Annotated in this window: 18 protein-coding genes and 1 riboswitch; of the genes, 8 read left to right on the top strand and 10 right to left on the bottom strand. The window is 64.7% G+C overall.

What is annotated here, in order from left to right; genetic code table 11:
• The gene (locus BJD12_RS08315; RefSeq protein WP_039426190.1) at nucleotides 1–657 is read right to left on the bottom strand and encodes a protein-L-isoaspartate O-methyltransferase family protein; all 657 of its coding nucleotides are present in this window, start codon (nucleotides 655–657) and stop codon (nucleotides 1–3) included.
• A gap of 128 nt (nucleotides 658–785) precedes the next feature.
• Nucleotides 786–1,439 (bottom strand): TetR/AcrR family transcriptional regulator, encoded by a 654-nt coding sequence (locus BJD12_RS08310; RefSeq protein ID WP_039426195.1) that lies wholly within the window; start codon nucleotides 1,437–1,439, stop codon nucleotides 786–788.
• A gap of 305 nt (nucleotides 1,440–1,744) precedes the next feature.
• Here BJD12_RS08310 and BJD12_RS08305 point away from each other — a divergent pair, with 305 nt between their 5' ends.
• Nucleotides 1,745–4,768, top strand: coding sequence for a ligand-binding sensor domain-containing diguanylate cyclase (locus tag BJD12_RS08305; protein WP_074052814.1), 3,024 nt, complete (start codon nucleotides 1,745–1,747; stop codon nucleotides 4,766–4,768).
• 85 nt (nucleotides 4,769–4,853) lie between these two features.
• Here the strand turns inward: BJD12_RS08305 and BJD12_RS08300 are convergent, their stop codons facing one another.
• Nucleotides 4,854–5,738, bottom strand: a complete 885-nt coding sequence (locus BJD12_RS08300; RefSeq protein WP_005990878.1) for a LysR family transcriptional regulator — start codon at nucleotides 5,736–5,738, stop codon at nucleotides 4,854–4,856.
• A 127-nt stretch (nucleotides 5,739–5,865) separates the two neighbouring features.
• Here BJD12_RS08300 and leuC point away from each other — a divergent pair, with 127 nt between their 5' ends.
• The 5 genes from leuC to BJD12_RS24190 all read left to right on the top strand — a co-directional run bounded on the left by leuC (nucleotide 5,866) and on the right by BJD12_RS24190 (nucleotide 10,372).
• Nucleotides 5,866–7,305: a 3-isopropylmalate dehydratase large subunit gene (leuC, locus tag BJD12_RS08295; protein ID WP_005990876.1), complete on the top strand. Its 1,440-nt coding sequence runs from the start codon at nucleotides 5,866–5,868 to the stop codon at nucleotides 7,303–7,305.
• 70 nt (nucleotides 7,306–7,375) lie between these two features.
• Nucleotides 7,376–8,023, top strand: coding sequence for a 3-isopropylmalate dehydratase small subunit (gene leuD, locus BJD12_RS08290; protein ID WP_005990874.1), 648 nt, complete (start codon nucleotides 7,376–7,378; stop codon nucleotides 8,021–8,023).
• 32 nt (nucleotides 8,024–8,055) lie between these two features.
• Nucleotides 8,056–8,805 carry a class I SAM-dependent methyltransferase gene (locus BJD12_RS08285; protein ID WP_039422771.1) on the top strand — a complete coding sequence of 250 codons (750 nt, stop codon included), beginning with the start codon at nucleotides 8,056–8,058 and terminating at the stop codon, nucleotides 8,803–8,805.
• Nucleotides 8,806–8,842: 37 nt separating this feature from the next.
• Entirely contained in the window at nucleotides 8,843–9,916 is a 1,074-nt protein-coding gene (gene leuB, locus BJD12_RS08280) for a 3-isopropylmalate dehydrogenase (protein ID WP_005990870.1), read from the top strand.
• 216 nt (nucleotides 9,917–10,132) lie between these two features.
• A complete protein-coding gene (locus BJD12_RS24190) occupies nucleotides 10,133–10,372 on the top strand; it encodes a hypothetical protein (protein WP_126936571.1) in 240 nt (79 codons plus the stop codon).
• 395 nt (nucleotides 10,373–10,767) lie between these two features.
• Here BJD12_RS24190 and BJD12_RS08270 read toward each other — a convergent pair whose 3' ends face one another.
• The 6 genes from BJD12_RS08270 to BJD12_RS25110 all read right to left on the bottom strand — a co-directional run bounded on the left by BJD12_RS08270 (nucleotide 10,768) and on the right by BJD12_RS25110 (nucleotide 16,719).
• Nucleotides 10,768–12,330, bottom strand: coding sequence for a 2-isopropylmalate synthase (locus BJD12_RS08270; RefSeq protein ID WP_005990867.1), 1,563 nt, complete (start codon nucleotides 12,328–12,330; stop codon nucleotides 10,768–10,770).
• On the bottom strand, nucleotides 12,327–13,397 hold the full coding sequence (locus BJD12_RS08265) for a threonine dehydratase (protein WP_228861019.1): 1,071 nt from the start codon (nucleotides 13,395–13,397) through the stop codon (nucleotides 12,327–12,329). The genes BJD12_RS08270 and BJD12_RS08265 overlap by 4 nt, the downstream gene beginning before the upstream one ends.
• Before the next feature lie 138 nt (nucleotides 13,398–13,535).
• The gene (locus BJD12_RS08260; protein ID WP_005990863.1) at nucleotides 13,536–13,793 is read right to left on the bottom strand and encodes an ACT domain-containing protein; all 258 of its coding nucleotides are present in this window, start codon (nucleotides 13,791–13,793) and stop codon (nucleotides 13,536–13,538) included.
• On the bottom strand, nucleotides 13,777–15,498 hold the full coding sequence (ilvG, locus tag BJD12_RS08255; protein ID WP_005990862.1) for an acetolactate synthase 2 catalytic subunit: 1,722 nt from the start codon (nucleotides 15,496–15,498) through the stop codon (nucleotides 13,777–13,779). Before ilvG ends, BJD12_RS08260 begins: the two co-directional genes overlap by 17 nt.
• A gap of 44 nt (nucleotides 15,499–15,542) precedes the next feature.
• Nucleotides 15,543–16,547 carry a ketol-acid reductoisomerase gene (gene ilvC, locus BJD12_RS08250; RefSeq protein ID WP_005990859.1) on the bottom strand — a complete coding sequence of 335 codons (1,005 nt, stop codon included), beginning with the start codon at nucleotides 16,545–16,547 and terminating at the stop codon, nucleotides 15,543–15,545.
• Nucleotides 16,548–16,584: 37 nt separating this feature from the next.
• Entirely contained in the window at nucleotides 16,585–16,719 is a 135-nt protein-coding gene (locus BJD12_RS25110; protein WP_267473960.1) for a hypothetical protein, read from the bottom strand.
• Between the two features lie 472 nt (nucleotides 16,720–17,191).
• Here BJD12_RS25110 and ggt point away from each other — a divergent pair, with 472 nt between their 5' ends.
• On the top strand, nucleotides 17,192–18,901 hold the full coding sequence (ggt, locus tag BJD12_RS08245) for a gamma-glutamyltransferase (protein ID WP_042827839.1): 1,710 nt from the start codon (nucleotides 17,192–17,194) through the stop codon (nucleotides 18,899–18,901).
• A gap of 76 nt (nucleotides 18,902–18,977) precedes the next feature.
• A complete protein-coding gene (locus BJD12_RS08240) occupies nucleotides 18,978–20,816 on the top strand; it encodes a methyl-accepting chemotaxis protein (RefSeq protein WP_005990855.1) in 1,839 nt (612 codons plus the stop codon).
• Between the two features lie 12 nt (nucleotides 20,817–20,828).
• Here BJD12_RS08240 and BJD12_RS08235 read toward each other — a convergent pair whose 3' ends face one another.
• Nucleotides 20,829–22,799, bottom strand: coding sequence for a S9 family peptidase (locus BJD12_RS08235; RefSeq protein ID WP_042827838.1), 1,971 nt, complete (start codon nucleotides 22,797–22,799; stop codon nucleotides 20,829–20,831).
• A 267-nt stretch (nucleotides 22,800–23,066) separates the two neighbouring features.
• Nucleotides 23,067–23,164: riboswitch (TPP riboswitch) on the top strand.
• Nucleotides 23,165–23,197 lie beyond the last annotated feature (33 nt).

Genomic DNA, 23,197 nt, shown 5'->3' with positions numbered 1-23,197 from the left:
TCAGAATTGGAATCGGGGCGTCGGTGCGGCGCCCTGGAGATAGGCGAGGTCGGTTTCGAACAACGATTCGATGCGTGGGGCGTTGACGTCGCCACGCACCAGGACCGCTTCCATCACCGGTGCGTGACCGCGAACCACAAACAGCCGGCCGTTCGGGCGCAGCCACTGCAGCCACTGGGTCGGCAGCGTATCGACAGCGCCCGTCACGCAGATGGCATCGAAGCGACGCTCGCTCTGCCAGCCGAACACGTCGGCGGTTTCGATGCGGACATTGCTGCCCAGACCGGTGGCATTGAGATTGGCGCGCGCCGCGTTGGCCAGTGCCGGGTCGATTTCCAGGCTGACCACTTCGCGCGCCAGTGCGGCCAGGCAGGCGGTGGAAAACCCGGTGCCGGTGCCGATCTCCAGCACGTCTTCGCCTGGCTGCAGATCCAGCGCCTGCAACATGCGGCCTTCGACAACCGGCTTCATCATCTTGTGGCCGGCCGACAGCGGAATTTCCACGTCGACATAAGCCAAGGTCTTGTAGGCCTCCGGCACGAAGGCTTCGCGCGGCAGGCGCGCCAACACGTCGAGTACGCGCAACTCCAGCACGTCCCACGGCCGGATCTGCTGTTCGACCATCTTTTCGCGGGCCTGGGTGAAATCGATCGTCATGGTGCGGTTATCCAACGCGGTGGGGCGAGCATTTTACCGGTGCACGGGGCAACTGGCGCATCTAGCATCGCTGCGCGCCGGCCGCTGGCGCAGTGCCGGAAGTCATCGCCACCAAAGGCGGGGGGCGATCAACGGGGCGCATACGCCCTCAAGAAGAAGTCCACGCTGGATTGGATGTGCTCATCCACCTGCGCGCTGGTGGGCTGGCCGTGCAGGCCGCACATCATCAAGGCATACAGCTCGCCCTTGAGCAGGCAGAAGAATTGCGAGGCCGCGCGTGCCAGGTCGGCGATGTCGAGCTGGCCGTCGGCCACACGTGCCGACAGGAAATCCGCCAATGCCAGTTGGGTTCGCTTGGGGCCGGCTTCCCAGAACATTTCGCGCACATGCACGTCGCCGGTGCCGGGCGCCATCATCATGCGGTGGGTGGAAATGGCCGACTCGGTGCTGACCATGGCAAAGAACGCGTGGGCGATTTCAATCAACTGGTCGCGCAACGCCCCTTCGGGAGCATGATCGAACAGGTCGTCCGGCATCATCTGCTGGCATTGCGCGCGGATCGCCTCGGAAAACAGGCTCTCCTTGTCGCCAAAGTGACTATAGACGGTGAGCTTGGAGACACCGGCCTGCGCGGCGATCCCATCCATGCTGACACCGGCATAGCCTTGCTCCATAAAGAGCGCGCGAGCAGCCCCCAGGATGGCGGCACGTTTCCCAAGATCCTTGGGACGCCCAGGACCGTTGCTCTTGGCCTTGGACTTGAGGGAGGGCGAGCTGGACATACGGTCAATACTAGACCATCGGGTTCTATATTTATACTCGGCGTCCTGAATGCATCAGCGCGTGGCGCTTTCGCCGACTGCGCCCAACGTGCGCGGGGCACCCGTCTGTGCCAGTGGCGGCAAGACCCACGGCGCCGCCGCGCCAGGCCACACCGGTCATGACGACCACGCACTGTTCACTTGAATGCCTCCCGGTGTCATGGTCCGACCGGCAGCTGTGGGGAATCCACCTAGGGCGGCCCGAAAACCCCGGTGATAGATTGGCTAACGCCTGTTGGTACATACCGACACGCATGGTCAGCGGCATGGACGAGGGGACGTGGAGCGTGAAAAGGGTCGGGACGCAGGCGCGCGCAAGCTGCGTTCGCAGCGCACGCATGCTGCGGGCGGCCCTTGTGTGGCTGTGGCTTGGGCTGTGCTGCGGAGCGTTGGGGATGTCCCCGGCCAGCGCGCAGGGGCTCGACCACACCGCCTATCACACCGTCACGCGCTGGAACATGGACGACGGCCTGCCGCACAACCTGGTGCACGCCGTGGCCCAGGGCGAAGACGGACTGATCTGGCTGGGAACCTGGGAGGGTGTGGCGCGCTTCAACGGCCGCGATTTCACCGTATATGACCGCCAGAACACGCCGGGTGCCGAATTGGGCGGCGTGTTCGTGGTGGTGCGCGACAGCGCCGGCGGCATGTTGTTCGGCACCGCGTTCGACGGGGTCTATCACTATCAGGACGGCCACTGGCAGCAGCTGGGCGACGCGACGGCGCGCCACCTGGCGGTCAGCGCGTTGTTGCGCCGTGCAGACGGGGCGCTGTGGGTGGGGACGCCGCAGACGCTGTATCGGATCGAAGCCGATGGGCGCCTGGTCGATGTGGGGCGCCAGGCCGACCTGCCGCGCGCGCGCATCACCGCGTTGTCGGCCGACGACAACGGCGATCTGTGGGTGGGCACCGAGGTCGGGTTGTATCGCTTGCCAGGCAATGGCACCGCTGCCGAGGCCTGGGGCAGGACGCATGGCATGCAGGCGGTGCCGGTGCGCCGGCTTGCCAGCGATCGCCAGGGCGGCTTGCTGGTCGCCGGCGATGACGGCGTGTGGTGGTGGAGTCGCGGCGGCGGGTTGCAGCGGTTTCGTCAGGGGCAGCGCGTGGATGCCTTGCTGCTGGATCGGGGTGGCCACCTGTGGATGAGCATGCCCAGCGGGACGTTGGTGGTGCACAGCGGCGCAGGTGTGCCGGACGAGCAGATCTCGATCACCGGCGTTGCCAGCCCAGCACTGCTGGAAGATGCCGAAGGCCTGATCTGGGTCGGCAGCACGCACGGCCTGTTCCGGATCGCCGAAGGCGCCGCGCACGGCGTGACCCATGAGGACGGCCTCGCCTCCGATTACGTGCGCACCGTGTTGCAGACCGGCAATGGCACCGTGTGGGTGGGCAGCGCGGTGGGCCTGGATCGCTGGCGCGACGATCAGATCAATCGCGTTGCGCTGTCGCCGGCCGAAGGCGGTCGTGTGCTGGAGCAGTCGGTGTTGTCGTTGGCCGATGCCGGCGACGGCGGGGTCTGGACCGGTACCTACAGTCAGGGCGTGCTGCGGCTGGATGCGCAGGGCAAAGTGCTGGTGCGTATCGGTGCGGGCGATGGACTGCCATCACTGTCGGTGCGCGCGGTATTGCCTGATGGCGATGATCTGTGGATCGGCACCACCGGCGGGTTGGTACGCTGGCGGCACGGTAAGGCGCGCCGCTACACCGCCGCCGATGGCGTGCCCGACGGCTCGGTACAGGCGCTGTATCGCGACACGCAAGGCATCCTCTGGATCGGCACCGATCGCGGCATGACCGGGCTGTCGCCGGGCGGTAGCACCCGCGCGTGGCTGGGCGAACAAGACTTCCCGGGGCAAAACGCGTTTGACTTTTTGCGCGATGCCGGTGGCGACCTATGGATCGCCAGCGATCGCGGCCTGCTGCGCCTGCAGGGCGACCACTTTCGCGTTTACGACCACCGCGTTGGATTGCCGCGCGACAAGGTGTTCCGGGTGATCGATGACGGCCGCGGCTACCTGTGGCTGTCCAGCAACCACGGCGTCTTCCGTATCGCGCGCAGCAATTTCGACCAGATCGATGCCGGCACCCGCGAACAATTGAGCGTGGAAGTAGTGGACCGTAGCGATGGCATGCCCAGCAACCAAGGCAACGGCAGCAGTGCACCGGCCGGCTGGCTGACGCAGTCCGGGCAGTTGTTGTTTCCCACCTCGGCCGGGCTGGGCGTGATCGATCCGGCGCGTGTGGGCACCTTGCAAGGCCATCGCGTGCCGATCGTGTTCGAGCGCTTGCTGGTCGATGGCATGGTGCAACCGTTGAGCGGGCCGCATCAGCTCGGCGCGGAGACTCGCCGTATCGCGATCACCTATGCCGGCCTGAATTTTCGTGGCCCGGACAAGGTGCGTTACCGCTATCGCCTGGAAGGTTTCGACCCGGATTGGGTGGATGCCGATAACGCCACCGAGGCGGTGTACACCAACCTGCCGCCGGGCCGTTTTCGCTTCCGCGTGCAGGCGATGTCGCTGCCGGTGGATTGGCGTCAGGCCGCATTGCTGGGTGAATCCAGCCTGGTCATCGCGTTGGCGCCGCCCTGGTGGCGCCGTGGCGAAGTGATCGCCCTGGGCATCCTTGCGCTGGCTAGCCTGATCTACGGCTTTTATCTGTGGCGCACGGCCAGCTACCGGCGCAGCCAGCGCCAGCTCAATACCGTGATCGACAAGCGCACCCGCGAATTGAGCGACAAGAATCTCGCCCTGCAGCAGGCCAGCCAGGAGCGCGAGGCCTTGATGCGCCAGCTGGAATACCGCGCCAGCCACGATGTGCTGACCGCATTGCCCAACCGGCGCGAAGCCGAGCGCGTGCTGCAACAGTGGTTCGACGCGGCGCGTAGTGGTGGCCCCGCGCTGGCGCTGGCATTGATGGATATCGACCACTTCAAGCACATCAACGACGAATACGGTCACGACGTGGGCGATGCGGTATTGAGCGCGCTGGGCGAGGCGCTGAGCGATCAGGATCAGGCGCAGTGTTTCGCTGCACGCCATGGCGGCGAAGAGTTTCTGTTGGCGGCCACCGGGCTGGATGCCGAGCAGGCGCGCGCGCTGTTCGAGCGCATGCGACAACGGCTGGCGACGATCGATGTCGATGCGCACGGCATCACCGTGCGGTGCACCGCCAGCATGGGCATGGCGATGAGCGATGAGGCGCCAACCAGGCGCGAACTGCTCGCGTTGGCAGACCGCCGCCTGTATCAGGCCAAGCGGCAGGGGCGCGATCGATTGGTCGATCGGTAGTGCGATGGCACGGCGGTGCGGTGAAGAAGGCAGTAATGCAGGTGCGCACGTTCCAGGCGCGTGGTGTGGTGTCGAATCGTGATGCTCAGGGAGCCTCCATCTCCGCTTGCGCCTGCAGCAACGCAACAAATGCCTGCGCTGCGCGCGACAAGGTGCGCCCGCCGTGCGTGACGCTTCCCAACTCACGCGATAGCGCTACATCGGCCAGCGGCAGCGCCACGATCTGATGATCGATCATGCGCTCGGGCAGGACGCTCCAGGCCAGCCCCACCGAGACCAGCATCTTGATCGTCTCCAGATAATTGGTAGTCATGCGCAGGTGCGGCACCAGGCCGCGCTCGGCAAACAGGCCGGCGACGATGCGATGGGTAAAGGTGCCGGGGTCGGGCAGCACCGCCGGGTGCGCCACCACATCGTTCAGCGCCACCTCGCGCAGGGTGGCCAACGGATGATCCGGCGCCACCACAAACTGCAGACGGTCGTGCCAGATCGGCTGCGCGCGCAGCGGCGCGCGGGTATCTGGCGCCAGGGTGGTCACCGCCAGTTCCACCTCGCCACGCAATACCGCCGCGTAGGCCAGTTCGGAATCCAGAAACTGAATGTCCAGTGCAGCCTGCGGATGTTGCGCGGCGAAGTTGCGTAGCAATGCAGGAAGCCGATGCAGGCCGACATGGTGACTGGTGGCTAGGCTGAGCCGTCCGCCAACCGCCGCACCCAGGTGTTCCAGTACGCGGCGGGTGTCCTCCAGCTCGGCAAGGATGCGTTGGGCGCGCGGCAACAACGCCTGCCCGGCCTCGGTCAGCACCACCTGGCGGCCCAGGCGATCGAACAGCCGCGCGGACAATTGCCCTTCCAGCAGGGCGATGCGTTTGCTCACCGCCGGCTGGGTCAGATGCAAGGCCTCGCCCGCTGCAGAAAAACTGCCGCTCTCGGCAATCGCCACGAAGGCGCTGAGGCTGGCAAGGTCCATTTCTATTCCTAAAATTCATTTGTCTAATAAAAGATATGAATTTGCGTTATCGATGGCAAGCTCCTAGCATCGAAAATAGCCGGGTGGGCGCATCCCACCCTTCGCCACCCGCTTTCGGATCGCCGCAATGACCGCCAAGACGCTGTACGACAAATTGTGGGAAATGCACGAGGTCACCCGCCGTGACGACGGCTCGTCGCTGATCTACATCGACCGCCATATCCTTCACGAGGTGACCTCGCCGCAAGCCTTCGAGGGCCTACGGCTGGCTGGGCGCAAGCCATGGCGCATCGATGCCAACATCGCCACGCCCGACCACAATGTGCCGACCACGCGCGCCGAGCGGCAGGGCGGGCTGGAGTCGATCACCGATGAAGTCTCGCGCCTGCAGGTGCAGACCTTGGACGAAAACTGCGACGACTTCGGCATCCTCGAGTTCAAGATGAACGATGCGCGTCAGGGCATCGTGCATGTGGTCGGCCCGGAGCAGGGCGCCACCTTGCCGGGCATGACCGTGGTCTGCGGCGATTCGCACACCTCCACGCATGGTGCGTTTGGCGCGTTGGCACACGGCATCGGGACCTCCGAAGTCGAGCATGTACTTGCCACGCAGTGCCTGATCGCCAAAAAGATGAAGAACATGCAGGTGCGCGTGGAAGGCACGCTGCCGTTCGGCGTGACGGCCAAAGACATCGTGCTGGCGGTGATCGGCAAGATCGGCACCGCAGGAGGCAACGGGCATGCACTGGAATTTGCCGGCAGCGCGATTGCTGCGCTGTCGATGGAAGGCCGCATGACCATCTGCAATATGTCCATCGAAGCCGGTGCGCGCGTGGGCATGGTGGCGGCGGACAACAAAACGATTTCGTATGTCCAAGGCCGTCCGTTCGCGCCCAAAGGTACAGATTGGGACGCGGCCGTTGCGCTGTGGAAGACGCTGGTCTCCGATCCGGACGCCCGCTTCGACACCGTGGTGGAGCTGCGCGCCGAAGACATTAAACCGCAGGTCAGCTGGGGCACCTCGCCGGAGATGGTCCTGGCGGTGGATCAGCAGGTACCGGACCCGGCCGCCGAGCAGGACCCGACCAAGCGCGACTCGATCGAGCGCGCGCTGAAATACATGGGGCTGAAGGCCAACCAGCCGATCACCGACATCCGCCTGGACCGCGTGTTCATCGGCTCGTGCACCAACTCGCGTATCGAAGACCTGCGCGCGGCCGCTGCAGTGGCCAAGGGCCGCAAGGTGGCGGCCACCATCAAACAGGCGCTGGTTGTCCCCGGCTCGGGCCTGGTCAAGGCGCAGGCCGAAGCCGAAGGGCTGGACAAGATTTTTTTAGAGGCCGGCTTCGAATGGCGCGAGCCGGGCTGCTCGATGTGTCTGGCGATGAACCCGGACAAGCTCGGCAGCGGCGAGCATTGCGCATCCACCTCCAACCGCAATTTCGAAGGCCGCCAGGGCGCCGGCGGACGCACTCACCTGGTCAGCCCGGCTATGGCGGCAGCGGCAGCGGTGAGCGGTCACTTTGTCGATGTGCGTGACTTCCAGGGAATCGAGAATCGGGAATAGGGAATCGCAAAGTCCTGCTTCCCGCTCTGCCCATTCCCGACTCCCCATTCCCCATTCCCGGCCTCTCTCAATGACTCCTTTCACCCAACACACCGGACTGGTCGCGCCGCTGGATCGCGCCAATGTCGATACCGACCAGATCATTCCCAAGCAGTTTCTCAAGTCGATCAAGCGCACCGGCTTCGGGCCGAACCTGTTCGACGAGTGGCGCTATCTGGACATCGGCGAGCCCGGCCGCGACAACAGCCGGCGGCCGCTGAATCCGGAGTTCGTGCTCAACTTTCCGCGTTACCAAGGTGCCAGCGTATTGCTGGCACGCGAGAACTTCGGCTGTGGCTCCTCGCGCGAGCACGCGCCGTGGGCGCTGGACGAATACGGCTTCCGGACGGTCATTGCGCCGAGCTTTGCCGACATCTTCTTCAACAACAGCTTCAAGAACGGCTTGCTGCCGATCGTGCTGGACGAAGCAGACGTGGATGCGCTGTTCGAGCAATGCCTGGCCAACGAGGGCTACCAACTCACCGTGGACCTGGCCGAGCAGCGCGTGCGCCGGCCCGATGGCGTGGAGTACGCATTCGACATCGACGCCTTCCGCAAGCACTGCCTGCTCAACGGGCTGGACGACATCGGCCTGACCTTGCAGGACGCCGATGCAATTGGCCGATTCGAGCAAGGCCATCGTGCGCGTCAGCCGTGGTTGTTTGGCGCGCTGCAGTGAGTGATGCCTCGCCCGCTAACGGCACCGATGCCCTGTCCACGCATGTTGCCGCACAATTCGGGCCACGGGCGCAGGCATATCTGCACAGCGATGTGCATGCACACGGCGCGGAGTTTGCCGAGCTGCGCGCTGGCTTGGCAGGCCATCGCAACGGACGTCTGCTGGACCTGGGCTGCGGTGCCGGGCATGTAAGTTTTCAGCTGGCGCCGCTGATGGCCGAAGTTGTGGCCTACGATCTGTCGGCCGACATGCTCGATGTCGTGGCAGCTACGGCCGCTAGCCGTGGACTGAACCAGATACGCACTTTGGAGGGTGTCGCCGAACACCTGCCGTTCGAGACCGGCAGCATCGATGTGGTAGTCAGCCGTTATTCGGCGCATCACTGGCGCGACCTGGGCCAGGCACTGCGTGAGGTACAGCGCGTATTGCGACCAGGCGGGCTCGCTGCATTCATCGACGTGGTGGCGCCGGGGCTGCCCTTGCTGGACACGCATTTGCAAGCCATCGAGTTGCTGCGTGACACCAGCCATGTACGCGATTACAGCGTGGCGCAGTGGCTGCAGGTGGTGGGTGATGCCGGCCTGCACGTGCAGCGTCATCACTGCCAACGTCTGCAGCTGGACTACCTGAGCTGGGTGGATCGCATGCGCACGCCGGAAGTGTTGCGCGGCGCCATCCGCGCGCTGCAGGACGCGGCGGTGGACGATGTACGCCATTACTTCCAGATTGCAGCCGATGGCTCCTTCAGTACCGATGTATTGGTGCTCTGGGCGTCACGGTGACTTCTATGGCGCTGCGGCGCCGACTCACGAGGATGACATGAGCAAGCAGATTCTGATTCTTCCCGGCGACGGCATCGGCCCGGAAATCATGGCCGAAGCGGTCAAGGTGCTGACGCGTATCGATGCCCAGCACGGCCTGGGTTTCACCCTTGCGTACGACGACCTGGGTGGCGCAGCCTACGACAAGTACGGCAGCCCGTTGGCCGATGAAACGCTGGAGCGCGCGCGCACTGCCGATGCGGTGCTGCTGGGCGCAGTCGGTGGGCCGCAGTGGGACACGATTGACCCATCGCTACGTCCGGAACGTGGGTTGCTCAAGATCCGCTCGCAGCTGGGCTTGTTCGCCAACCTGCGTCCGGCGCTGCTGTATCCGCAGTTGGCCGATGCCTCCACGCTCAAGCCGGAGGTCGTGGCCGGGCTGGATCTGTTGATCCTGCGCGAGCTCACCGGCGGCATTTATTTCGGCCAGCCGCGTGGCACCCGCACCCTGGACAACGGCGAACGCCAGGCCTACGACACGTTGCCATATAGCGAAAGCGAGATCCGCCGCATCGCCAAGGCCGGCTTCGAGATGGCGCGCCTGCGTGGCAAGAAGCTGTGCTCGGTCGACAAGGCCAATGTGCTGGCATCAAGCCAGTTGTGGCGCGCGGTGGTGGAAGAGGTCGCCAAGGATTACCCGGACATCGCGCTGTCGCATATGTACGTCGACAATGCGGCGATGCAGTTGGTGCGTGCGCCCAAGCAGTTCGATGTGATCGTGACCGACAACATGTTCGGCGACATCCTGTCCGACCAGGCCTCGATGCTCACCGGCTCGATCGGCATGCTGCCCTCGGCCTCGCTGGATGCCAACAGCAAGGGCATGTACGAGCCGTGTCATGGCTCGGCGCCCGATATCGCCGGCAAGGGCATCGCCAATCCGCTGGCCACCATCCTGTCGGTGGCAATGATGTTGCGCTATACGTTTGCGCAATCTGCTGCAGCGGATGCCATCGAGCAAGCGGTCGGTAAGGTGCTCGACCAAGGCCTGCGTACCGCCGATATTTGGTCGGAAGGCACGACGAAGGTTGGCACCGTGGCAATGGGTGATGCAGTGGTGGCCGCGCTGTAGAAGCGCTCGCATCCTCGCGGTATCTGGTGGCTATCGTTCTTCGGGCGATAGCCACTTTTGTTTGGCTGAACGATCCGCGATCACAGTAGGCAACCGGAGTGGTGACACGAAACCGGCAGCTGTCGTGCACAAGACTGATCGGTACGCGGTGTCGATCGGCAGCGCGGCGCCGCATCCGGGGTCGGGACACGCCGTGAATCCGTCCATGCAGGCTCGGTGGCGGCACCCATTTCGCCACACGGTCCCGCCCCCGGACGCGACACCGTGCCCTCAAGATTGCTACTGCTGATCGGCAAGCAATGCTTCAAGCAGGTGTTGATTCCTGAGGACTTCGTGGCCGATGTGATCGGCAAGCCATCCATCTACTGCCATGTCGCCAGCGATGATGACGCTCCGAAAGATGTCCAGACCACCAGGCTCTTCGCATTTCTTTTAGCAACCGACAACAACCGATAGTGCTTGCGCGCGTGCCGGCGTGGGACCTTGAGCGGCATGGATGCCGCGCCAGAGCCTACATGGACGTACTTGCGGCGTGTCCCACGCCGGTACGCGTGCAAGCGCCCGCAGCAAACCGAAGCAGTCGCACACCGCTAGCAAGCTTACTTTAAGAGCTTGTTCTGTGTCGGTACGAATCCAAGCGCCCCCGGCACACCGACTCATTCGTACAGAACCGGCGGACGTCGCTTGCAAGGTTGGTCCTGGGCGCAGCGGGGTTTCCAGTCTAGGTATGCCCGCGGGCGCCGGCAACAAGGCGGCACGCCTGCAAAAAAAATTGCGGCACCAAACGTCAAAACGGCCAGCAGATCGCTCTGCCGGCCGTCGGGTTTGCATCGTCGAGCGAATGAGCTGTGTTACGCCACCGCAGCCGTCTTGCTGGCGACCACGCCACGCTGGCGCTGACGCAACAGGCGGTTTGCCACGTCCAGCCACGCCAGCGCACTCGCTTCGATGATGTCCTTGCTGGTGCCGGTGCCTTCGTATTCCACGCCGTCGTGGCGCACGCTCAGGCTGGCTTCGCCACGCGCGTCTGCGCCGATGCCCACGCTATGTACCTGGTAGCTGTCCAGCTCCAGCTTCACGCCGGTGGCCGACGCCAATGCACCGAACAAGGCATCCACCGGTCCGTTACCTTGCGCGGTCTCCGCAACCCGATTGCCATCCGGGTCGGATAGTTCCACCAACGCGTTCGCACGACTGCCGACATCGCTGATGGTCATCGATGCCAGGCGGTAGCCTTCCTGCACGGTCGCGTCCTGCATCAGTGCCTGCAGATCCGCGTCGGTGACCACGCGCTGCTTCTCGCACAGCGCCTTGAATTGTTCGAAGACCAGCTTGACCTCATCCTCCTCCAGCAGATAGCCCAGCGCACGCAGGCGCTGCTCGACCGCTGCACGGCCGCTGTGGCGGCCCAGTACCATCTGCGACGACTCCCAGCCCACATCCTCCGGGCGCATGATTTCGTAGGTGCCGCGGTGGCGCAGCATGCCGTGCTGGTGGATGCCCGACTCGTGCGCGAACGCATTGCCGCCGACCACCGCCTTGTTGCGCTGCACGGGCATGCCGACCAGACGCTGCAACAACTGCGAGGTAGACACGATGCGCGGCGTGTTGATCGCCGAATCGATGTTGTAGAACGCACCACGCACCTTCAGCGCCATGGTGATTTCTTCCAGCGCGCAGTTGCCGGCGCGCTCGCCGATGCCGTTGATGGTGCATTCGACCTGCCGTGCGCCGCCTTCGATGGCTGCCAGCGAATTGGCCACCGCCAGCCCCAGATCATTGTGGCAATGCGCGCTGAAGATGACGGTGTCGGCACCTTCCACGTTGGCGATCAACCGCGCGAACATGCCGCGGATTTCTTCCGGTGTGGTGAAGCCCACCGTATCGGGCAGGTTGATCGTGGTGGCACCGGCCGCAATCGCCACACGGGTGACTTCGGCCAGGAAATCTTCTTCAGTACGGGTCGCGTCTTCGGCAGAAAACTCGACATCGTCGATGTAGCCACGCGCCAGCGTCACATGTTTGTGCACCGATTCCAGCACTTGCTCGCGGCTCATGCGCAGCTTGTGCTCGCGGTGCAGCGGGCTGGTGGACAGAAAGACATGCAGGCGCGGGTTGGCCGCGGCTTCCAGTGCCTTGGCCGAAGTCTCGATATCGGACTGCAGGCAGCGCGACAGCACTGCCAGCGTCGGACGGCGCAACTCGCGTCCCATCATGGCGACCGCTTCGCGGTCGGAGTGCGAACTGGCCGGGAAGCCGGTTTCGATGATGTCCACGCCGAGTTCGTCCAGCGCGCGCGCCATGACCAGCTTCTGCTGGGGCGTCATGCTGCAGCCGGGGGATTGCTCGCCGTCGCGCAGGGTGGTGTCGAAAATTCGGATATGTGGGGTCTGGTTGGATACGGTCGTGTTCACCAGGAAGACTCCTCTACTGCGATGGCGGTGACAGGCGTTGAAGCGACTGCGGATGGGCGGGAAAGGACGGGTGTTTGGGGTAAAGCTTTGACGCTGCGTTCGTTGCGAAGTCGCTCGGTATTGCGACGTCGCGGTTTGCGTGGCGGACGCGGCCGCACCTCGGACAAGAGTGTGACCAGAACAGTTGCGTCGATATTACCGCCAGAGACCACCGCACATTTGCGTTTGCCTGCAACACGGCGACCGGCGGCCAATGCGAGGGCGCCAGCGCCTTCGGCGATGACGTGCTCTTCCAGTGCCAGGCGCACCAGGGTTTCGCGGAGTTCGGCCTCGCGCACGATCACCACATCGTCGAGCAGGCTCGAGCACAAGCGGCGGGTCAGAAAGCCCGGGATCTTGACCTTGACGCCGTCGGCCAGCGTGGGCACCGGCGTGATTTCGCGCAGATCGCCGCGCACGGCGCGTGCCATCGAATCGACGCCTTCCACCTGCGCGCCGACGATGCGCACGCCCTGCGATTTCAACGCCAGCGCCACACCGGACGCCAAGCCGCCGCCGCCGATCGGCACAATCACCACATCGGGTGCATGCGCGGCCAATTCGATACCGACCGTGCCTTGTCCGGCGATCACGTCCGGGTCGTCAAAGGCCGAAAGAAACCGATAACCGTTCTGGTCGGCAAGCTCGCGTGCAAACGCAAACGCTTCGTCATAGCTGTTGCCGTGTTGGCGTACGGTGGCGCCCCAATGCGCAACACCGGCGATCTTGGTCTGCGGCGCGCCGTATGGCATCACCGTGATGGCCTGCACGCCCAGCCGATACGCCGACCACGCCACACCCTGCGCATGATTACCCGCCGAGGCGCAGATCACCGGGCGCTCGTCGCCGCGTTCCAGCCCGGCCAGCAGTGCATTCAGTGCGCCGCGCACTTTGTAGGAGCCGGTGCGCTGCAGGTTTTCCAGCTTCAGCCACACGCCGAAACGCTCGGCATAGTGCAGCGGCGTGGGCGACAGATATTTGCGCAGACGTGCCTGCGCGGCCAGCACGTCGGCCACGCTGACGACCACGTCGCCTACGTCTGGTTCCTGCGAAGCGGGGCGGCCGGAATCAGGCATTGCGGCACGCGCGCGACCGATCCGGAAGAAGACACCTCCGAAGGGCGGTCTGATGGTCCCGCGAGGTCTGCGTGGCCCATGTATGCGTGGTCATGCGGCAGCCTCGACCGATTCCAGCGCCGTGATTACCACCGACTCGCAGTCGTACACCTTTTCCAGCTGCAGGCGCAGCGTTTCCGCTGGCCGGTTGCTGTCCACGTCCAGTTGCAGATGCCAGCGCCCGGCATCATCGGGCGCTGCCCCGCCTTGAATGGCGCACGGGCGAAACCCGCGGCGCTCGGTCATGCCGATCACCCGCACCAATGCGCCTTCGGCCGGCTTCAGCACCAGGTCAAGCCGGTAACGCATGTGTCGTCTCCTTGACCGCGTGTGCGGGGTTGCTGTCCAGCATGGTGCTGTTGGCGTTGTTGGGCGGCACCAGTGGCCACACATTGGCGCGTGCGTCGATGGCCACATGCAGCAGGCCGGGGCCCGGCTGGGCCAGCAATTCCGCCAGCGCCGCGTCGACATCGCCGCGCGCGATGATGCGCTTGGCCGGGATGCCGAACACCTGCGCCAACGCCGCAAAATCCGGGTTATCGGACAGGTCGATCTCGCTGTAGCGCTCGGCAAAGAACAGTTCCTGCCACTGGCGCACCATGCCCAGCGAGCTGTTATCGAGCAGCACGATCTTCACCGGCAGCTTGCAGCGCGCGATGGTCACCAGCTCCTGCACGTTCATCATGAAACTGCCATCGCCCGAGACCAGCACCACGGTGCGGTCGGGGCAGGCGAACTGCGCGCCCATCGCGGCCGGCAGGCCGAAGCCCATGGTGCCGAGTGCGCCGCTGGTGAGGTGGTTGCGCGGATCGTTGAAGCGGCAATGCTGGGCTACCCACATCTGATGCTGGCCCACATCGCAGGCGATGATGGTGTCGGGCGGCGCAACTTCGCTCAGGCGCTTCAGCAGCGCTGGTGCGTAAATATCGGTCCCGGGCGCGTCGTAGCGCGCGGCGAATTTTTCGCGATTGGCAAAGCAGCGCGTACGCCATGCCTGGCAGTTGCCGCGCGCTGCGCTCAAGGCCTTGAGGCTTGTCGCCACGTCGCCAGGCACGGCGATATCGGCGGTGCGCAACTTGGAGATCTCGTACGCATCGGCATCCAGATGGATGACGCGTGCGAACGGTGCGAATTCACTTAATTTGCCGGTGGCGCGGTCGTCGAAACGGGCACCGACCACCACTAACAGATCGCATTCCTGGATGGCCATGTTGGCGGCACGAGTGCCGTGCATGCCAAGCATGCCCAGGTAATCCGGGTGTGCGTGCGGCAATGCACCCAGGCCGCGCAAGGTCAGCGCGGTTGGGATGCCGGTGGCTTCGACAAAGCGCCGGAATGCATGTACCGCACCGGCTAGTGCGATCCCGCCACCGCCGTACACCACCGGCCGCTCGGCGCTGGCGATGGCGGCTAGCGCTTCCGCCAGTTTCGCGTCCGCCGGTGCCGGTGGCGGTAGCACCGCCGCTGGCACATGGTCTGGTAGATGCGAGGCGTCGGCGATCTGCACGTCCTTGGGCAGGTCGATCAACACCGGGCCCGGGCGACCTTCGCGCGCGATGCGGAACGCCTCGCGCACCATCTCCGGCAACTGGTCCACGCTGCGGACCAGGAAGCTGTGCTTGACGATCGGCATGGTCATGCCGAATACGTCCAGTTCCTGGAATGCATCGGTGCCCAGCAGCGGCGTGGCGACCTGGCCGGTCAGGCACACCATCGGCACCGAATCGAGCATCGCGTCTGCAATGCCGGTAACCAGATTGGACGCACCGGGCCCGGAGGTTGCCACGCACACGCCAACCTTGCCGCTGGCGCGGGCATAGCCGTTGGCGGCAAGGGCGGCGCCCTGTTCGTGACGGACCAGGATGTGCTTGAGCCTGGAATCCACCAGGGCGTCGTAGAACGGCATGATGGTGCCGCCCGGATAACCGAACAGCGTTTCCACGCCCTCGGCTTCCAGGGCCTGCGTCAGCCAGCGCGCGCCGTTGCGGGGCATGCTGTGTGCGGAGGTATTCATGCGTTGCGGACCTTCGGTGTTAAGCGGTGGGGATGCGGCGGCAATTACGCCGCTTGTTGATTCGCTGGTGCGGCGGCGGCGGCTTGCTGCTCGCCGTTGAGCCAGACCATCTTGGCGCGCAGCTTCTTGCCCACTTCTTCGATCGGGTGCTCCAGATCGGCCTGCTTGAACTTGGTGTAGTTCGGCAGGCCCGCTTCGTATTCGGCCACCCAGTTCTTGGTGAAGGTGCCGTTCTGGATGTCGGTCAGCACGTCCTTCATGCGCGCCTTGGTGCTGGCGTCGATCACGCGCGGACCGCTGACATAGTCACCGTATTGCGCGGTTTCGGAGACGAATTCCAGCATGCGGGTGATGCCGCCTTCGTAGAACAGGTCCACGATCAACTTCAATTCGTGCAGGACTTCGTAATAGGCGATTTCTGGCTGGTAGCCGGCTTCCACCAGCACTTCGAAACCGGCCTGCACCAGCGAAGATGCACCACCGCACAGGACTGCCTGCTCGCCGAACAGATCGGTTTCGGTCTCCTCCTTGAAGGTGGTCTTGATGATGTTTGCGCGTGCGCCGCCCAAGCCGCCGGCATAGGTCAACGCGAACTGCTCGGCCTTGCCGCTGGTGTCCTGATACACCGCATAGATGCACGGCACACCGCGACCGATTTCATATTCGCGACGCACCAGCGCGCCTGGGCCCTTCGGTGCCACCAGTACCACGTCCAGATCGGCGCGCGGTTTGATCATGTCGAAATGCACGTTCAAGCCATGCGCGAACAGCAGGCAGGCACCCTGTTTCATGTTCGGCGCGATGACGTCTTCATAGAGCTTCTTCTGCACCATGTCGGGTGTCAGGATCGCGACCAGATCGGCGCTCTTCACTGCCTCGGACGGCGCCACCACGGTGAAGCCGTCGGCCTGCGCCTTGGATTCGGTCGGGCCACCGGCACGCAGGCCGACGGTGACGTCGAAGCCGGAATCGCGCAGGTTCAGCGCGTGCGCGCGGCCCTGGCTGCCGTAGCCGATGATCGCGATTTTGGGCTGGGTGTCGTTGCTCATGAAGTAATCCTTGCGGGGTTGGCAGAGTGGGTAAGAATCAGCTGGCAGCGCGAACGCTGGCTGGCCGAACAAAGCGGGGCTGAGCGAGAACACCGTGCACGCGCACGTTTGCAGCAGCGCAATTGCTGGCGCTGGTTGAAAAGGTGGCCGCGATGTCGGTGATGTCGTTCATGTCATTCGAAACTTTTGGGGGTCCCTGAAACGCGAAACCCCGCGCCGTTGCCGGTGCGGGGTCTGATCGAAGCCTTGTGTGTCTGTTGCCTACACGAAGTCTCGTCCCGCACCGGTTGGCGAGGTAATAAGTACGAGCACGAGAAGCGACGCTGCCGACGCGCCGAAGGGCGCGGACATCAAAGCATTCGAGGTGGTGTGGCGTTGCGGCATGCACTGAGATAACCATCGCCGCCGGTAGGGTGTCAACCCTTGCGGGTGAAACATCTGGATGAGCGCTGTTCACCCGATGCGAAGCCTCATCGCAGCAGCATGGTTTCCGCTGAAACCGGATCGCCTTGCTGCCGACAGGGTCGACCCGCATCACCAACTGCGCGGTTTTATCGCCGCAATGCAGCTGGGACCAAGCGCTGCGACTGAGGCCGCTGGTATCGTTGGTCTTTCATTCGTTGTGTCATGGGGAGCTCTCGATCATGCGTCGCCTACCTGTCTTGCTCGTGTCTGCTCTGGCGCTGCTCGCGCCGCCTCTTGGCGCTGCCGACCGCATCACCGGGCAGGGCTTTGCCACCCGCTCGGAAGTCATCGCGCCGCATGCCATGGCGGCGACCTCGCAGCCTTTGGCGACCCAGATCGCACTGGATGTGATGAAGAACGGCGGCTCGGCGGTGGATGCGGCGATTGCGGCCAATGCGGCGCTGGGCTTGATGGAGCCGACCGGCAATGGGGTGGGAGGGGATCTGTTCGCCATCGTCTGGGACCCCAAGACCAGCAAGCTCTATGGTTACAACGGCTCGGGCCGCTCGCCCAAGTCGCTGACGCTTGCCGAGTTTCAGCGCCGCGGGCTGAAGGACATTCCGCCGACCGGCCCGCTGCCGGTGTCGGTACCGGGCGCGGTGGATGGCTGGTTTGCGTTGCATGAGCGCTTCGGCCGCAAGCCGATGGCGCAGAACCTGGCCCCGGCCATCCGCTACGCGCGCGAAGGCCATCCGGTGGCCGAAACCATCGCCTATTACTGGGACCGCTCGGTGCCGCGGCTGTCGCAATATCCCGGCTTCAAGGAACAGTTCACCATCGACGGGCACGCCCCGCGCAAGGGCGAGCTGTGGAAGAACCCGAACCTGGCCAACACATTGCAGCAGATCGCCGACGGCGGCCGTGACGCGTTCTACAAGGGGCCGATCGCACGCACCATCGGCGCCTATTTCAAGGCCAACGGCGGCTACCTGAGCTACGAGGACATGGCCAGCCATCAGGGCGAATGGGTGGAGCCTGTCAGCACCAATTACCGCGGCGTTGATGTGTGGGAGTTGCCGCCCAACAGCCAGGGCATCGCGGCATTGCAGATGCTCAACATCCTGGAAGGCTACGATTTCTCCAAGATTCCGTTCGGCTCGGCCGAGCACGTGCACCTGTTTACCGAGGCCAAGAAACTGGCGTTCGCCGACCGCGCGCGCTTCTATGCCGACCCGGCCTTCCAACCCGCGCCGTTGGCCAAACTGGTGTCCAAGCAGTACGCGGCCCAGCGCCGGTCGCTGATCTCGATGGACAAGGCCTTGAAGGAAGTGCAGCCCGGCACCCCCAAGCAACTGGAAGAGGGCGACACCATCTACATGACTGTGGCCGACGCCGACGGCATGATGGTGTCGTTGATCCAGTCCAACTATCGCGGCATGGGCAGTGGCATGGCCCCGCCGGGATTGGGCTTCATCCTGCAGGACCGCGGCGAGATGTTCGTGCTGAAGAAGGACCACCCCAACGGCTATGCGCCCGGCAAGCGGCCGTTCCAGACCATCATCCCGGCGTTCGTCACCAAGGACGGCAAGCCCTGGCTGAGCTTTGGGGTCATGGGTGGGGCGATGCAGCCGCAAGGCCACGTGCAGATCGTGATGAACCTGGTGGATTTCCACATGAACCTGCAGGAAGCCGGCGATGCGCCACGCATCCAGCACGAGGGCTCCACCGAGCCCACCGGCCAGGCCACTGCGATGAGCGATGGCGGCGAGCTCAATCTGGAGACGGGGTTCTCCTACGACACCATTCGCGCGTTGATGCGCAAAGGCCACCGGGTGATTTTTGCCGATGGCCCGTATGGTGGCTACCAGGCGATTGCGCGCGACCCCGGCAATGGCGTGTATTACGGCGCTTCCGAAAGCCGCAAGGACGGGCAGGCCGCCGGTTATTGAGTCGCTGCGGATGAGTACGCCGCTCAACTCTGCCTATGGCGCGCCGCTAACCACACTGACGGTTTAGGAAATCCCCATGAGCTCGATGCAATCGTCTGACCTGCCTGCGCACGCGCGCGCTGCACTGCTCCCCGACGCGCCGGTCGCCTTGCTGCGGCTGTCCGCGGAGGCGTGTGTGGTCGCCTGCAACCGTGCCGGCCTGGACGTGCTGGGCAAGACAGCCAATGAATTGGACGGTTTGCCGGCAAGCATACTGTGGGGACTGAGCGTCACCGATCTGGTCGGCGACGAGGGTGTGTGGGCCGCTCCGGGCGACGACCCGGCCCGGCGTGTGCGTTACACCCGCGACCGCGAGCATGGCGGCTGGCTACTGTCGTTGCCGCACGTGGAGACCGCAATCTTGCTGCGCGAAGCCACCCGGCTGGCCGACGGCAGCCGCCCGGTGCCGATCTCACCGCTGCTGCAGCCCCTGGTGGCACGTCTGCAGGCCGAGCACGAAGACCGCACCGTGCTGGAGCGTACCGCGCAGGCGCTGGCTGGTTGCGAGCTGGAACTGCTGTTACCGCCCGGGCTGGCAGACACCGAAATGGGACGCCGCCTCCAAGCCGGCTTCGGTAATCTGGCCGAAGCGATCCGCCAGGCGGTCGCGCTGTCGGTGCAGATCGCCGCCGAAGTCCCGCCGTTGGTGGCCGAAAACGACGAGATGGTGCGTCAATCGCAGGCGCAGACCGAGGCACTGGACGGCGCACGCATGGCAGTGGAAAGGTTGTCGTCGAGCCTGCAGGACGTCAATGCCGAACTGGCGCAGGTGATTGCGCTGGCCGCCAGCGCTGATGACAGCGCGCGCCAGGGCGTGGCTGCGGCACACGCATTGGGCCAGGCCATGCACGAAGTGGAGCGCCGCGCGGCACGCGCCGGCGAGGTCATCGAGGTCATCGACTCGGTGGCGTTCCAAACCAATATCCTGTCGATCAACGCAAGCATCGAAGCAGCACATGCCGGCGATGCCGGGCGCGGCTTTGCGGTGGTCGCCACCGAGATTCGTCGTCTGGCCGAACGCGCGGCGACCGCGGCGCGCGATGTGCGCGCGATCCTGGCCGAAACCAGCGCTGCAGTCGGCGAAGGTGCCGCGTCCGCGCGCGGCACCGAAGCGGTACTCGATGGCATCACCCGCGTGCTCGGACAGGCCAGTACCGCAATGAACACGGTGGCTGGGCGCATCCAGGCGCAGGATGGCGAAATTCGCGGCATCGAGCGTGCGGTGGACGGCGTGGTGGCGCTGGGTCGCAGCAATCTGCAGCACGCTGCGCATGTGGCCGAACGCAGCGAAGCACTAGAACGCGGCACCGAAACCTTGCGCGACTGCGTTGGCCTGTTTCGTCTGCCCGCCGACCCGCTGCAGGTACCCAGGCACGCGCGGGTCAAGGAACTTGCTGTTGCCACGGCGGGCAAGATCGGCACTGCATTGGCGCAGGCCATTGCGCGCGGGCAGATCGACGAAGCGGCGTTGTTCGCGCGCACCTACACGCCGATCGCCGGCGTGGAGCCGCCCAAGTTCAGCACCGATTTCGACGCGGTCTGCGATCACGTGCTGCCCCCGTTGCAGGAGCCGTTGCTGGACGCGCATCCGTGGATCGTGTTCGCGATCTGTGCCAATCCCGATGGCTACGTGCCCACCCACAATCTGCGTTTCACCCAGCCGCTGACCGGCGATGCCAAACGCGATCTGGTCGGCAACCGCACCAAGCGCAAATTCACCGACCGCGTCGGCCGCAGCGTCGGCGCGCATACCGACCCGTACCGCCTGCAGGTCTACCGCCGCGACACCGGCCAGATCATGTTCGATCTGTCTGCACCGATCTTCGTCGGCCGCAAACATTGGGGCGGCCTGCGGGTGGGCTATACGCTGGAGTGACGTCGGCCGGCGTTACTGCGGCGTAGCCGGCGTGGCGCTGTCCGCCGATGCGGTTGTCGGATGACCTAGCTGCTTGGCCAGGAAGCGGTCAAGGGTGCGATAGAAGGCGATCTGGTTGGCGTCCTTGTAAAACCCGTGGCCTTCCTTGGGCACCGCAATCCATTCGGGCGTATTGCCGCTGCGGATGAGCGCGGCACGCAGGCTCTTGGCCTGCGCAAATGGTGCGCGCTCATCCTCTTCGCCGTGGACCAACAGCACCGGCGCCTTGATGCGCTCGGCCAGCGAGACCGGCGAGTGCGCGGCTAGCTCGGCCGCGTCGCGGCCGATCACTCGCTCCAGGTAATTGGTACCGGACGCGCTCTGATTGATGTCGCCTTTGGTGTACATCATCTGCAGGTCGTAGATGCCGGCCACGCCGACCGCGCAGCGGAACAGGTCCGGCGCCTTCACCTGCACCATCATCGCCGCGTACGCGCCAAAACTGGCACCGTAGCTACAGATACGCGATCGATCGGCCAGGCCCTGGTCGATCGCCCAACGCACGCCATCCACCAGATCGTCCTGGATCCGTTCGCCCCATTGGCGATAGCCCGCGCGTTCGAAGTCATTGCCGCGACCCGTGCCGCCGCGATAGTTGACCTGCAACACCAGGTAGCCGCGGCTGGCGAGAAATTGCGCATCGGTATCGAACGCCCAACCATCGCCGTCGACATGCGGGCCGCCATGCGGCAGCAGGATCATCGGCAGCGGTGCGCCCTGGCCAGCCGTCGCCGGAACGGTCAGTACGCCATCCAGCATCAGCCCGTCGCGCGCCTTGAACCGCACCATGCGCCGCTCGCCCATCAGTGCCGCGGGCAGGGCGCTGCGGGCCTTGATCACCAGCTTGAGCGTATTGGTCGGGCGATTGAAGATGTACCAGGCGCCAGCATCGCGGTCGCTATAGGCCTTCAGCAGCACGGCGCCGCCATCTTCCGTGAAGTTGACGAAATCCACGTACTGACCGGACAACGTCTCGCTGAGGCTGCGATGCAACTGCGCCGGTGCGCTGTCGGGCGCAACATAGCGCAGCGTGGGCCGGCCCGGTCCCAGTCGGGCCGCGAACGGCGCAAATGGCGCCAGTCCCCATTGCAGATCAACCACGTCGTAGAACGGGTCGGACGCCAGGACGCTGCGCTGCTGGCCGTCCGGGTCGCTGGACACCAATGCCGCCGGGCCGCCGGAGACGCTGTACCACCCATAGACACGCGCGGGCTCTTCGGCAAAGGCAATCGGGCGCCAATTGGCCTGGACCTGCGTCAGCGCTGTCCAGCCGTTGCCGTTGCGGCGAAACAACAGCGAATTGTCGTCGTCGTCGGTGCCGTATGCGTACTGCGCCACATCATTGTTATCGAGCACAAACCTCAGGCGCGGGACGTCGATGTCGGCCATCAGCCGGTGGGTGGTGGTGCTGGCATCCACGTCGTACAGCATCGAATGGCGCGAATCCAACGACAGCCGCCGCATGTAGAAGTGCCCGTTGCGCCGGCTCGGCAACCCTTCGATGTAGCCGAAGCCGCGCTCCAGCCCGGCATTGCGCGTGCTTTGCTGGTAGCCGTAGATGTAGCGCTGATTGCCGCCATCCAGGTCGGTGGCGATGATCTCGCCCATCGGCACGGGTTCTTCCAGCGAACCGAGCTTGCGGCCCTTGCCGATCACCAGGCGCCGATCGCTGACCCAGGCAATGCGCACCGGTAACTCGTAGCGCGGCAGGCGCAACATGGTGGTGGATTGCATGTCGGCGATGCGGTACACCACCAGCGCGTAGCTGCCGTCCCCAAGGTCGGCGCTGACCGCCAGATGCTTGCCGTCCGGCGACATCGCGGGCGAAGAAATCGGGCCCGATTCGACGAAGGCTTCTGCTGGTAACGGCTCGGCCGCTGCAGCCGGTCCCGCCGCTCCGAGCAGCACTGCCGCAATCCACGCACACCGTTGCATCCATTGCATTTGCGTCGCCCACCCCTTGTTTCACGCGACGATAACGAAATCTGGCGGTCGGCTGCAAGGGGGCGAAAAAAAATGCCGCCGGAATGCGGCGGCAAGGAAAGAGAGCAGCTTTATGGTTGTTGTGCAGCCACGCTAGCCAGCCGATGTGCCGTGAACATGTCTGGGTATGTCAGATGCACTGCTGCGTTCATCGAATAGTTCCCGCTTGGCAGGGTGCGCCACGTGCCAGTTGCGCATGCGCGCGCCAGCGGCAATGTGGTTTAATCGCCGCCGAAGTGGGGGTACCGCAGTGCGCTGCGGTTGAGATAGTCCCTTCGAACCTGATCCGGTTGATACCGGCGTAGGGAAGCTTCGTAAGATGCGATGGTCCGTGCGTGCACGGTTCGTCCTGTTGAGCG

It is taken from the genome of Xanthomonas vesicatoria ATCC 35937 (assembly GCF_001908725.1).
Lineage (GTDB): Bacteria > Pseudomonadota > Gammaproteobacteria > Xanthomonadales > Xanthomonadaceae > Xanthomonas > Xanthomonas vesicatoria.
Note: the sequence above shows the minus strand (reverse complement) of the source record. Positions and strands in the feature narration are given on the sequence as shown.